This is a genomic window from Citrobacter sedlakii (assembly GCF_018128425.1).
GTDB lineage: Bacteria > Pseudomonadota > Gammaproteobacteria > Enterobacterales > Enterobacteriaceae > Citrobacter_A > Citrobacter_A sedlakii.
In genome coordinates this window covers 4,422,154-4,434,453 of sequence record NZ_CP071070.1, presented here as the reverse complement: position 1 = coordinate 4,434,453, position 12,300 = coordinate 4,422,154, and the positions used below count along the sequence as shown (strand labels likewise).

The 12,300-nt window shown below is 56.6% G+C and carries 9 protein-coding genes; 5 read left to right on the top strand and 4 right to left on the bottom strand.

Annotated features, from left to right (window positions below; translation table 11 throughout):
* Positions 1 to 67: 67 nt before the first annotated feature.
* Positions 68 to 1,810, top strand: coding sequence for a bifunctional isocitrate dehydrogenase kinase/phosphatase (gene aceK / locus JY391_RS20985; RefSeq protein ID WP_211934970.1), 1,743 nt, complete (start codon positions 68 to 70; stop codon positions 1,808 to 1,810).
* 36 nt (positions 1,811 to 1,846) lie between these two features.
* Here aceK and iclR read toward each other — a convergent pair whose 3' ends face one another.
* On the bottom strand, positions 1,847 to 2,671 hold the full coding sequence (gene iclR / locus JY391_RS20980) for a glyoxylate bypass operon transcriptional repressor IclR (protein ID WP_200036017.1): 825 nt from the start codon (positions 2,669 to 2,671) through the stop codon (positions 1,847 to 1,849).
* Positions 2,672 to 2,867: 196 nt separating this feature from the next.
* Between iclR and metH the strand changes: the two genes are divergently transcribed.
* Positions 2,868 to 6,551, top strand: a complete 3,684-nt coding sequence (gene metH, locus JY391_RS20975; RefSeq protein WP_211934969.1) for a methionine synthase — start codon at positions 2,868 to 2,870, stop codon at positions 6,549 to 6,551.
* A gap of 162 nt (positions 6,552 to 6,713) precedes the next feature.
* Positions 6,714 to 8,345, top strand: coding sequence for a Na/Pi cotransporter family protein (locus tag JY391_RS20970; protein WP_211934968.1), 1,632 nt, complete (start codon positions 6,714 to 6,716; stop codon positions 8,343 to 8,345).
* A gap of 54 nt (positions 8,346 to 8,399) precedes the next feature.
* Here the strand turns inward: JY391_RS20970 and pepE are convergent, their stop codons facing one another.
* Both pepE and JY391_RS20960 read right to left on the bottom strand, forming a co-directional pair.
* Positions 8,400 to 9,089 carry a dipeptidase PepE gene (gene pepE, locus JY391_RS20965; RefSeq protein WP_060570435.1) on the bottom strand — a complete coding sequence of 230 codons (690 nt, stop codon included), beginning with the start codon at positions 9,087 to 9,089 and terminating at the stop codon, positions 8,400 to 8,402.
* Between the two features lie 119 nt (positions 9,090 to 9,208).
* Positions 9,209 to 9,733, bottom strand: coding sequence for a lipocalin family protein (locus JY391_RS20960; protein WP_211934967.1), 525 nt, complete (start codon positions 9,731 to 9,733; stop codon positions 9,209 to 9,211).
* A gap of 187 nt (positions 9,734 to 9,920) precedes the next feature.
* On the opposite strand from JY391_RS20960, the gene JY391_RS20955 reads away from it, so the two are divergent.
* Together JY391_RS20955 and rluF are read left to right on the top strand one after the other, a co-directional pair.
* Positions 9,921 to 10,880 (top strand): YbgA family protein, encoded by a 960-nt coding sequence (locus JY391_RS20955; protein ID WP_200036013.1) that lies wholly within the window; start codon positions 9,921 to 9,923, stop codon positions 10,878 to 10,880.
* A gap of 158 nt (positions 10,881 to 11,038) precedes the next feature.
* On the top strand, positions 11,039 to 11,914 hold the full coding sequence (rluF, locus tag JY391_RS20950) for a 23S rRNA pseudouridine(2604) synthase RluF (protein WP_211934966.1): 876 nt from the start codon (positions 11,039 to 11,041) through the stop codon (positions 11,912 to 11,914).
* On the opposite strand, the gene JY391_RS20945 is transcribed toward rluF, so the two are convergent.
* Positions 11,911 to 12,183 carry a YjbD family protein gene (locus JY391_RS20945; RefSeq protein WP_211934965.1) on the bottom strand — a complete coding sequence of 91 codons (273 nt, stop codon included), beginning with the start codon at positions 12,181 to 12,183 and terminating at the stop codon, positions 11,911 to 11,913. The two genes, rluF and JY391_RS20945, sit on opposite strands and share 4 nt — an antisense overlap.
* Positions 12,184 to 12,300: the final 117 nt, after the last annotated feature.

Here is a 12,300-nt window from a genome sequence, read left to right as displayed (position 1 = left end):
GATAACCTGTAGGCCGGATAAGCGAATGCGCCATCTGGCATGATCATGTGCAGGATGGGGAGAAGCGATGACGCGTGGCCTGGAATTACTGATTGCACAAACCATTCTGCAAGGCTTTGACGCCCAGTATGGTCGGTTTCTGGAAGTGACTTCCGGGGCGCAGCAGCGCTTCGAACAGGCTGACTGGCACGCGGTTCAGCAGGCCATGAAACAGCGTATCCATCTTTACGATCACCATGTTGGTCTGGTAGTGGAACAGTTGCGCTGCATCACCGACGGCAAAAGTACCGATGCGGATTTTTTGCTGCGGGTAAAAGAACACTACACCCGGCTGTTACCAGACTATCCACGCTTCGAGATAGCGGAGAGCTTTTTTAACTCCGTCTACTGCCGGTTATTCGATCACCGTTCGTTGACCCCCGAGCGGCTGTTTATCTTCAGCTCCCAGCCGGAGCGGCGCTTTCGTACCATTCCTCGCCCGCTGGCGAAAGATTTCTTTCCCGATCGCGGCTGGGAACCGCTATTAACGCGCGTGCTCAGCGATCTCCCTCTGCGTCTGCCGTGGCAAAATAAAAGCCGTGATATTCGCTATATCACCCTGCATCTGACGGAAACCTTTGGCGCGGATGTGTTATCCCGTAGCCATTTGCAGGTGGCGAACGAACTGTTTTATCGCAACAAGGCGGCCTGGCTGGTGGGTAAGCTGGTCATGCCCGAGGGCACTTTGCCGTTCCTGCTGCCGATTCATCGCACTGATGAAGGCGAACTGTTTGTCGACGCCTGCCTGACCACTACGGCGGAAGCCAGCATCGTGTTTGGCTTCGCCCGCTCCTATTTTATGGTGTACGCGCCGCTGCCCGCCGCGCTGGTGGAGTGGTTACGCGAGATCCTGCCGGGGAAAACCACCGCCGAACTGTATATGGCGATCGGCTGCCAGAAGCACGCCAAGACCGAAAGCTATCGCGAGTATTTACTGTACTTGCGCAGTTGCGACGAACAGTTTATTGAAGCGCCGGGCATCCGTGGGATGGTGATGCTGGTGTTTACCCTGCCGGGATTCGACCGGGTCTTCAAAATCATCAAAGATAAATTTGCCCCGCAAAAAGAGATGTCTGCCGCCCATGTTCGCGCCTGCTATCAACTGGTGAAAGAGCACGATCGCGTCGGGCGTATGGCAGATACCCAGGAGTTTGAAAACTTCGTGCTGGAGAAACGGCAAATCGACCCGGCGTTATTGTCGCTATTGCGTGAAGAAGCGCCGGAGAAAATCACCGACTTTGGCGATCACATTATCATTCGTCATTTGTATATTGAACGGCGAATGGTACCGCTGAATATCTGGCTTGAGCAGGTTGATGGCCAGCAGTTGCGTGACGCCATTGAGGAGTACGGCAACGCCATTCGCCAGCTTGCCGCCGCCAATATTTTTCCCGGCGACATGCTGTTTAAAAACTTTGGCGTTACCCGTCATGGCCGCGTGGTGTTTTACGACTACGATGAGATTTGCTACATGACAGAGGTCAATTTCCGCGATATCCCGCAAGCGCGGTATCCGGAGGATGAGTTGAGCGCCGAACCCTGGTACAGCGTATCGCCGGGCGATGTGTTTCCGGAAGAATTTCGCCACTGGCTGTGCGCCGATCCGCGCATCGGACCGTTGTTTGAAGAGATGCATGCCGACCTGTTTCGCGCCGACTACTGGCGGGCGTTACAGACGCGTATACGGGAAGGGCATGTAGAGGATGTCTATGCTTACCGGCGTAAGCAGCGGTTTTGCGTGCGGTACGCCGGTTCTGCGGAGCCGGCGTAGGCCGGACAGGGCGCGTCGCCACCCGGTAAACCGGGCTTAACGAATTCCACCGTATGCCAGCGTCACTTCCTTCGCCGCCTTGATCACCATCGCGCCAAACTCAGTCACGCGGTCATCGGTGATGCGCGAAATCGGGCCGGAAATCGAAATGGCGGCGAACGGCTCGCGATGCTCATCATAAATGCACGATGCCACACAGCGCAGGCCCAGCGCGTGTTCTTCATCATCAAACGAATAGCCGCGCTTACGGGTCTGGGCGAGATCGTCCTTCAGATGGACAGGCGACACCAGCGTAGCATGGGTATAGGCATGCAGTCCTTTACGGTGCAGCAGACGGGTGACCTGCTCCTCGCTGAGTTGGGAAAGGAACGCTTTGCCCGCGCCGGAGGCGTGCATCGGCAGCTTGCCGCCGATAGGCGCTGACATGCGCATCAGTTGAGTACACTGCACCTGGTCGATAATAATCGCCTGATGGTCGCTTTGATCCAGCACCGCCAGATTCACCGTCTCGCCGGAATCTTCCATCAGACGTCGCAGGATTGGGTGGACAATCGCCAGCAGATTGCGGCTTTGCAGAAAGCTGCTGCCGACAATGAACGCATGCGCGCCGACCGCCCAGTGACCGAGATCGCCAACCTGACGGACGAAACCCTGCTGCTGCATGGTGGTCAGCAGGCGGTGGGTCGTGGAATTGGGTAAACCTGCCTGCTGCGCCAGCTCGGTCAATGCCACGCTGCCGTTGGACTCCGCGATCCATTCCAGCAGCTTCAGGCCACGGGTGAGCGACTGAACCTGTCCGGCGGCGGGGGCTGTCGTCGCGGCGGGTTTTCTACCGCGTTTCGCGGGAACGGTGGCAACCATGGCTGACTCCTTTTTCTGTATCGTGGAAATCATTTTCGTTTTATTCAATTATAATGCAAGCAGACTTAAACTGATCGGATGAGTGAAGCTGAACATGTCTCATGTTGTCTGTTGTTCTCTTTTCCACCTCTTCCGTTTGTGCCAGTATGACCTGTTGAGATTTTTTTGGTCTGGTTGAGCGTTGTCGGGAGCAAGTGTGAGCAGCAAAGTTGAACAACTGCGTGCGCAGTTAAATGAACGTATTCTGGTGCTGGACGGCGGTATGGGCACGATGATCCAGAGCTACCGTCTGAGCGAAGCCGATTTTCGCGGTGACCGTTTTGCCAACTGGCCTTGCGACCTGAAAGGTAATAACGACCTGCTGGTGCTCAGCAAACCGGACGTTATCCGCGCTATCCATGACGCTTATTTTGACGCGGGCGCGGATATCATCGAAACCAACACGTTTAACTCCACGACCATCGCGATGGCGGATTATCAGATGGAGTCGCTGTCGGCGGAAATTAACTTTGCTGCCGCGAAGCTGGCGCGAGCCTGCGCCGATGAGTGGACGGCGCGCACGCCGGAAAAACCGCGCTATGTGGCAGGCGTCCTCGGCCCCACTAACCGCACGGCCTCCATCTCGCCCGATGTGAACGACCCGGCGTTCCGTAATATCTCTTTCGATCAACTGGTGGCGGCCTACCGTGAATCCACGCGGGCGCTGGTGGAAGGCGGTGCAGACCTCATTCTGATCGAAACGGTTTTCGATACGCTGAATGCGAAAGCGGCGATATTCGCCGTGAAAGAAGAATTTGAGGCGCTGGGCGTGGAATTGCCGATTATGATTTCCGGCACCATCACCGACGCCTCCGGACGCACGCTTTCCGGCCAGACAACCGAAGCGTTTTACAACTCGTTGCGCCACGCCGAAGCGCTCACTTTTGGCCTGAACTGCGCACTGGGACCGGATGAGCTGCGCCAGTACGTGCAGGAACTGTCGCGTATCGCCGAATGCTACGTCACTGCCCACCCGAACGCCGGACTGCCTAACGCCTTCGGCGAGTACGATCTTGATGCCGATACCATGGCGAAGCAAATCCGCGAATGGGCGCAAGCGGGCTTCCTGAATATCGTCGGCGGCTGCTGTGGTACCACGCCGGAACATATTGCCGCCATGAGCCGCGCGGTAGAAGGCTTACCGCCGCGTAAACTGCCGGACATTGCTATCGCCTGCCGGTTGTCGGGGCTTGAACCGCTTAACATTGGCGACGACAGTCTGTTTGTGAACGTCGGCGAGCGTACCAACGTTACGGGTTCAGCGAAGTTCAAGCGCCTGATCAAAGAAGAAAAATACAGCGAGGCGCTGGATGTCGCCCGTCAGCAGGTAGAGAGCGGCGCGCAGATCATCGATATCAACATGGACGAGGGGATGCTCGACGCCGAAGCGGCGATGGTACGTTTTCTCAATCTGATCGCCGGCGAGCCAGACATCGCCCGCGTGCCGATCATGATCGACTCCTCTAAATGGGAGGTGATCGAAAAAGGGCTGAAGTGCATTCAGGGTAAAGGCATCGTCAACTCCATCTCGATGAAAGAGGGGGTTGAAACCTTCATCCATCATGCGAAGCTGCTGCGCCGCTACGGTGCGGCGGTGGTAGTCATGGCGTTTGATGAGCAGGGCCAGGCGGATACCCGCGCGCGTAAAATCGAGATTTGTCGCCGCGCGTACAAAATTTTGACCGAAGAGGTGGGCTTCCCGCCGGAAGACATTATCTTCGACCCGAACATTTTCGCTGTCGCCACCGGAATCGAGGAGCACAACAACTACGCGCAGGATTTTATTGGCGCGTGTGAAGACATTAAACGCGAATTGCCGCACGCGCTGATCTCCGGCGGCGTTTCTAACGTCTCGTTCTCGTTTCGCGGCAACGACCCGGTGCGCGAGGCGATTCATGCGGTATTCCTCTACTACGCCATTCGCAACGGCATGGATATGGGGATCGTCAACGCCGGACAACTGGCGATTTACGACGATTTGCCGACGGAACTGCGCGATGCGGTAGAGGATGTGATCCTCAACCGTCGCGATGATGGCACCGAGCGACTGCTGGAACTGGCGGAAAAATATCGCGGCAGCAAGGCTGATGATTCCGCCAACGCCCAGCAGGCGGAGTGGCGAAGCTGGGATGTGAAAAAGCGCCTCGAATACTCGCTGGTGAAAGGCATCACCGAATTTATCGAACAGGATACCGAAGAAGCCCGTCAGCAGGCTGCCCGCCCGATTGAAGTGATTGAAGGACCGCTGATGGACGGCATGAACGTGGTCGGCGATCTGTTTGGCGAAGGGAAGATGTTTCTGCCGCAGGTGGTCAAATCCGCCCGCGTGATGAAGCAGGCGGTGGCGTATCTGGAGCCGTTTATTGAAGCCAGTAAAGAGCAGGGCTCAAGCAATGGCAAGATGGTCATCGCCACGGTGAAAGGCGACGTTCATGACATTGGCAAAAACATTGTCGGCGTCGTTTTACAGTGTAATAACTACGAAATTGTCGATCTCGGCGTGATGGTTCCGGCGGAGAAAATCCTCAAAACCGCGAAAGAGGTGAATGCCGATCTGATCGGCCTTTCCGGCCTGATCACCCCGTCGCTGGATGAAATGGTGAATGTGGCGAAAGAGATGGAGCGTCAGGGCTTTACCATTCCGCTGCTGATTGGCGGCGCGACCACCTCAAAAGCGCACACGGCGGTGAAGATCGAGCAGAACTACAGCGGCCCGACGGTTTACGTGCAGAATGCCTCGCGCACGGTGGGCGTGGTGGCGGCGCTCCTGTCGGACACTCAACGCGATGAGTTTGTCGCCCGTACCCGTAAAGAGTACGAAACCGTACGTATTCAGCACGGGCGTAAAAAACCGCGCACGCCGCCTGTCTCGCTGGCTGCCGCGCGGGATAACGATCTGGCTTTCGACTGGGCAAGCTACACGCCGCCGGTGGCGCATCGTCTGGGCGTACAGGAAGTAGAGGCGAGCATCGAAACGCTGCGTAATTACATCGACTGGACGCCATTCTTCATGACCTGGTCGCTGGCCGGGAAATATCCGCGCATTCTTGAAGATGAAGTGGTGGGCGAGGAGGCAAAACGCCTGTTTAAAGACGCCAATGACATGCTGGATAAACTCAGCGCTGAGAAAACGCTCAACCCGCGCGGTGTGGTCGGCCTGTTCCCGGCGAACCGTATCGGTGACGATATCGAGATCTACCGCGATGAAACCCGCACCCATGTGCTTGCGGTCAGCCATCATCTGCGACAGCAAACCGAAAAAGTGGGTTTTGCCAACTACTGCCTGGCCGATTTCGTCGCGCCGAAGCTGTCCTGCAAAGCCGACTATATTGGCGCCTTCGCGGTGACCGGCGGGCTTGAAGAGGACGCGCTGGCGGACGCGTTCGAGGCCCAGCACGATGACTACAACAAAATCATGGTAAAAGCGATTGCCGACCGCCTGGCGGAAGCGTTCGCCGAGTACCTGCATGAACGTGTGCGCAAGGTGCACTGGGGCTATGCGGCAAATGAAAACCTCAGCAATGAGGATCTCATCCGCGAAAATTACCAGGGGATCCGTCCGGCGCCGGGGTATCCTGCCTGCCCGGAACATACCGAGAAGGGCACCATCTGGCAGTTGCTGGACGTTGAACAGCATACCGGCATGAAGCTCACCGAGTCCTTTGCCATGTGGCCTGGCGCGTCGGTATCAGGCTGGTACTTCAGCCATCCGGACAGCAAGTACTTCGCGGTGGCGCAGATTCAGCGCGATCAGGTGGAAGATTACGCGTTCCGCAAAGGAATGAGCGTAACGGAAGTGGAGCGCTGGCTGGCGCCTAATCTGGGCTACGATGCGGACTGACCCGTCAGACTGAAGTCACGTTTCCTTACAACTCCCGGGGCGCTCATTGAGCGCCCTGTCTCTTTCTTACAATTAAACCCTTATACTCAAGGCAGGCGCTGCGCAAAATTTATCGCTAATGAGCCTCAGGAAAACATATAAATATAAGGAGTACCTGATTCCGTGTTAACGCTGTTACACCTGCTTTCTGCTGTCGCCCTGCTGGTGTGGGGCACCCATATTGTGCGTACTGGCGTGATGCGCGTATTTGGCGCGCGCTTGCGTACCGTCCTCAGCCGTAGTGTAGAAAAGAAACCACTCGCCTTCTGTGCGGGGATTGGCGTCACTGCGCTGGTGCAAAGCAGTAATGCCACGACGATGCTGGTCACCTCATTTGTCGCTCAGGATCTGGTCGCCCTGACGCCTGCGCTGGTGATTGTGCTCGGCGCGGATGTGGGGACCGCGCTAATGGCGCGTATTCTGACCTTCGATTTATCGTGGTTGTCGCCACTGCTGATTTTTATCGGCGTGATCTTCTTCCTCGGGCGCAAACAGTCCCGCGCCGGGCAACTGGGACGTGTTGGTATTGGTCTGGGACTGATTCTGTTGGCGCTGGAGCTGATTGTCCAGGCGGTCACGCCGATCACCCAGGCTAACGGCGTGCAAGTGATTTTCGCCTCGCTGACCGGCGATATCATGCTTGATGCGCTGATCGGCGCGATGTTTGCCATCATCAGTTACTCCAGCCTCGCGGCGGTGCTGCTGACCGCGACCTTGACGGCGGCGGGCATTATCTCGTTCCCGGTGGCGCTGTGTCTGGTGATTGGCGCTAACCTCGGCTCCGGTCTGCTGGCGATGCTCAACAACAGCGCCGCCAATGCCGCTGCCCGTCGCGTGGCGCTGGGTAGCCTGCTGTTCAAGCTGGTAGGCAGCCTGATTATTCTGCCGTTCGTGCATCCGCTGGCGGACCTGATGGATGAATTGCCGCTGCCGAAGTCCGAACTGGTGATCTACTTCCACGTCTTTTACAACCTGGTGCGTTGTCTGGCGATGATCCCGTTCGCTGAACCGATGGCGCGGCTTTGCCAGCGATTGATCCGTGACCAGCCGGAGCTGGAGGCGCACCTGAAACCGAAGCATCTGGACGTTAGCGCGCTGGATACCCCGACGCTGGCGCTGGCCAATGCCGCTCGGGAAGCGTTGCGGATCGGCGACGCGATGGAACAGATGATGGTTGGACTGAAAAAGGTGATGCACGGTGAGCCGCGTGAAGAGAAAGAGCTGCGCAAAATGGCGGATGACATCAACGTGCTGTATACCGCTATCAAGCTCTATCTGGCGCGGATGCCGAAAGAAGAGCTGGCGGAAGAGGAGTCTACGCGCTGGGCGGAGATCATCGAAATGTCGCTTAACCTTGAGCAGGCATCGGATATCGTCGAGCGCATGGGCAGTGAAATTGCCGATAAATCGCTGGCGGCACGTCGCGCATTTTCTGTCGAAGGGTTAAAAGAGCTGGATGCGCTGCACGATCAACTGCTCAGTAACCTACAGCTGGCGATGTCGGTATTCTTCTCTGGCGACGTCACCAGCGCCCGACGACTGCGCCGCAGCAAGCACCGTTTTCGTATACTGAACCGCCGCTATTCCCACGCGCACGTCGACCGCCTGCATCAGCAGAACGTGCAAAGCATCGAAACCAGTTCTCTGCATTTGGGGCTGCTAGGTGACATGCAGCGTCTGAACTCGCTGTTCTGCTCCGTTGCTTACAGCGTGCTGGAGCAGCCGGACCAGGACGACGAGAGGGATGAATATTAATCAAACTGACTGCCGGACGGGCGCAGCGCCATCCGGCATCAAGGGCTAAACCGATTAAAAGCGGTGTCCCGCCTCCAGCGCTACTGCGTCCTCACCGGCTTTAAACACGTAGGTGGTGTTCGGGCCGCCGAGCACCGCCTGACCGTTACTCACCTTAATCCAGTTACCTTCCGGCAGGCCGATGACCGTCAGTTCCGGCGCAACCACCAGTAGTTCGCGAATACGCTGCTCGCGGGTTTCGCCCTTATGCCCCTCCGGCAGCGCGTTGGTGAAGTGCGGGTTAATCTGGAGTGGGAACAGGCCCAGCGCGTCAAAGCCCTGCGGATCGACAATCGGCATATCGTTGGTGGTGCGAATGGTTGGGCAGGCGAGATTGGAACCTGCGCTCCAGCCGATATACAGCGCGCCGCGTTTCACCACGTCAACAATCGGGGCCAGCAGCCCGCGCTCACGGCTCTCTTTCAGCAACTGGAAGGTATTGCCGCCGCCGACAATCACCACCTCGGCGTTGGCAATAGCGGCAACCGGATCGGCTACCGTATGGATACCCGTTACGTTAACGCCCATCGGCGCGAAGATGGCTGCCGTTTTCTCCGTGTACTCGTCCCAGGTTTGCGTCACGCCTGCGAACGGAATAAACACTGCCGAACGGCGTCCATTTAATTGCTCAGCAATCAGCGGCAACGCGTGCTCCATCCAGCCCTTACCCGGCAGCGTCGAGTTACTCAATAAAAGCAGTTCCATCATTTCTCCCTGTAATCACAAAATTAACCGGAGCATATGCTAACACTGCACGTTTATCCGCTGACTGACGTGGCTCACGGAGTGAAAAGGACCATGCTGTATTTTGGCCTGAATCGCGGCTAGTGCTTCACCCACACAAGTTGATCGACCCGGAAGCCCAGACTGCGCGCGGTGGTGAGATAATCCTGCTTCACCGCGTCCGGGATAGTGGGCGTGCGCGACAGGATCCACAGATAGCTGCGGTCCGGGCCGCTGACCAGCGCGTGCTGGTAATTATCATCCAGTTTGATCACGTTATAGCCGCCATAGAACGGCCCGAAGAACGAGACTTTCAGCGCGGCCGTGGTTGGCTCACCCGTGAAATAGGCTTTCCCTTCGCTCTCATTCCACGTATTTTTCACCGGGTCGTAACCGCGGTTAAGCACGCTAATACCGCCGTCGCTGCGCTTGCCGTAGGTGGCGGTCACCTGCTCAAGCCCCCGCTCAAAGCGGTTTTCCAGGCGGGCGACTTCGTACCATTTGCCCAGATAGCGACTGGCGTCAAAATTCGTAATGGGCTGAACGCCTTTCGGCGGCGTGGGGGATTTACAGGCAACCAGCGTCAATGCAATCGCGACACCGGTTACGACAGGCCATAGCTTCATGAGAACTCCTTTCATCTACGCAGTTGGAAGTAAAGTGTAGTGCAAACGGTTCGCGCTTCATTCAAACCGGCGTGATTGGCAGAAGATTGAGAGTAATCTTTATCCACTGTTATGCGCCTGTTACATAAGAGTATGCCCAGCAGCTAAAATATCATTACGCCTTATGATTCACAGTCAGGAGAAGAGCATGAACGTGCAACCCGTTATTGGTATCAGCGGCTGTTTAACCGGATCGAACGTTCGTTTTGACGGCGGCCACAAACGTATGGGCTTTGTCATGGATGAACTGGCGCAGTGGGTCACGTTCAAACCGATATGCCCGGAGATGGCGATTGGCCTGCCCGTTCCGCGTCCGGCGCTGCGCCTGGTGCAGACGGCAGCAGGGGACATCCGGATGCGCTTTAGCCATGCGCCGCATGAGGATGTGACGGACAACATGGCGACGTTTACCGACAGCCATCTCTCGCATCTGGGCGATCTGGCAGGCTTTATTGTCTGTGCAAAATCACCCAGTTGCGGCATGGAGCGGGTACGGCTGTACGATGAAAAAGGCAATCGCGGGCGTAAAGAGGGCGTCGGTCTGTTCACCGGCGCCTTAATGGCGAGCTATCCCTGGCTGCCCGTTGAAGAAGATGGCCGTCTGCACGATCCGGTACTGCGGGAAAATTTCGTTGAGCGGGTATTTGCCCTGCACGAACTCAACGCGTTGCGTGAAACGGGCCTGACGCGACGTGCGCTACTGGACTTCCACAGTCGCTACAAACTCCAGTTGCTGGCGCACCATCAGGCGGGGTATCGCGAGATCGGGCCGTTTGTCGCCTCATTACATGAATGGGACGATCTGGAGGCGTTTTTCGTGGTGTACCGCGAAAAGCTGATGACGATCCTGAAAAAACCGGCCTCGCGGAAAAACCACACCAATGTGCTGATGCATATCCAGGGGTATTTCCGTAACCAACTCAATAGCCGCCAGCGTGGGGAGCTGCGCGACGTCATTCTTAACTATCGCGCCGGTGTGTTGCCGATCCTCGCCCCGTTAACGCTGCTGAAGCACTATCTGGCCGAATACCCGGATCGCTACCTGCTGACGCAAAACTATTTTGATCCCTACCCGCAGGATCTTGCCCTGCGTCTGACGGTAAACTGAATGAGTGGTGCGCGTGATGGCGGGGCGTAGCAACGTGGTTCTTTTTTATCGCCCCAAAGGTAAGGTATATTTCGCTTTTAATACACACCGGCATTCAGGCTGTATCAAGGCGGCAAGGGAGTAACACCCTGGAGAATGCAGTGTCTACAGGAGAAACTATGCTGCCCGACTCATCCATCCGACTCAATAAATACATCAGCGAAAGCGGGATCTGCTCGCGTCGTGAAGCCGACCGCTTTATCGAACAAGGAAATGTCTTCATTAACGGAAAGCGCGCCACCATCGGCGATCAGGTGATGCCGGGCGACGTGGTGAAGGTCAACGGTCGGCTGATTGAGCCGCGTGAAGCGGAAGATTTGGTGTTTATCGCCCTGAACAAGCCGGTGGGGATCGTCAGCACCACTGAAGACAGCGAGCGTGACAATATCGTTGATTTCGTTAACCACAGTAAGCGCGTGTTCCCGATTGGCCGACTGGATAAAGACTCGCAGGGATTGATTTTCCTGACCAACCACGGCGATCTGGTCAACAAAATCCTGCGTGCCGGAAACGATCATGAAAAAGAGTACCTGGTGACGGTCGATAAGCCGATCACCGACGAGTTTATTCGTGGTATGGGCGCGGGCGTGCCGATCCTTGGTACGGTCACCAAAAAGTGTAAGGTAAAAAAAGAAGCGCCATTTGTGTTCCGCATTACCCTGATTCAGGGGCTGAACCGCCAGATCCGCCGGATGTGCGAATACTTCGGTTACGAAGTCACGAAGCTTGAACGTACGCGCATCATGAACGTGGGCCTGGCCGGGCTGCCGCTCGGCGAATGGCGCGACCTGACGGATGACGAACTGATTACGCTGTTTAAGCTGATCGAAAACTCATCGTCTGAAGCGAAACCGAAGGAAAAATCGAAGCCGAAAACCGCGGGGATAAAGCGCCCAGTGGTGAAGATCGAAAAACCGAAAGAAAAAGAGAAAGCGCGCCCGGCGGCAAACGGTAAGCGTTTCACCTCACCGGGGCGTAAAAAGAAAGGTCGTTAACGTCGGCCGCGCGTTGGCGTATTCGCCGACCAGGAGAACGACGCCGCTGAATCCGGTTTGTAAGCCTGCTTTTTCTTCAACTGGCGGGCTTTTTTAGCTTCTGCTTCGCGCAGGGCCATCAGTTTATCGATGTACTCCTTCTTCACGCTGTTGGTTTCGCTGTTCGTCAGCGGACGACCATGTGCAATGCGCGCGCGATCCAGCAGCGTTTTTAGCTCGCGCTGCTCGCGTTCCGTCATCTCTTTTTGGGTAATGCGGGAGAGTGCCATGCGGGTGTCCTCAATCGGATAGTGCAACCAGTGTACGGCAAAGAGACGATGCTTTGTAGGCCAGATAAAGCGAAGCCGCCAACTGGCCTTTATAACCCAATGGCGCGTAGCTTATCA

Bases quoted from the DNA above. Each gene is read 5' to 3' on its own strand.
- JY391_RS20955 (WP_200036013.1), top strand. From the start codon at position 9,921: ATGAACGTGCAACCCGTTATTGGTATCAGCGGCTGTTTAACCGGATCG.
- aceK (WP_211934970.1), top strand. From the start codon at position 68: ATGACGCGTGGCCTGGAATTACTGATTGCACAAACCATTCTGCAAGGC.
- iclR (WP_200036017.1), bottom strand. From the start codon at position 2,671: ATGGTTGCCACCGTTCCCGCGAAACGCGGTAGAAAACCCGCCGCGACG.
- rluF (WP_211934966.1), top strand. From the start codon at position 11,039: ATGCTGCCCGACTCATCCATCCGACTCAATAAATACATCAGCGAAAGC.
- pepE (WP_060570435.1), bottom strand. From the start codon at position 9,089: ATGGAACTGCTTTTATTGAGTAACTCGACGCTGCCGGGTAAGGGCTGG.
- JY391_RS20960 (WP_211934967.1), bottom strand. From the start codon at position 9,733: ATGAAGCTATGGCCTGTCGTAACCGGTGTCGCGATTGCATTGACGCTG.
- JY391_RS20945 (WP_211934965.1), bottom strand. From the start codon at position 12,183: ATGGCACTCTCCCGCATTACCCAAAAAGAGATGACGGAACGCGAGCAG.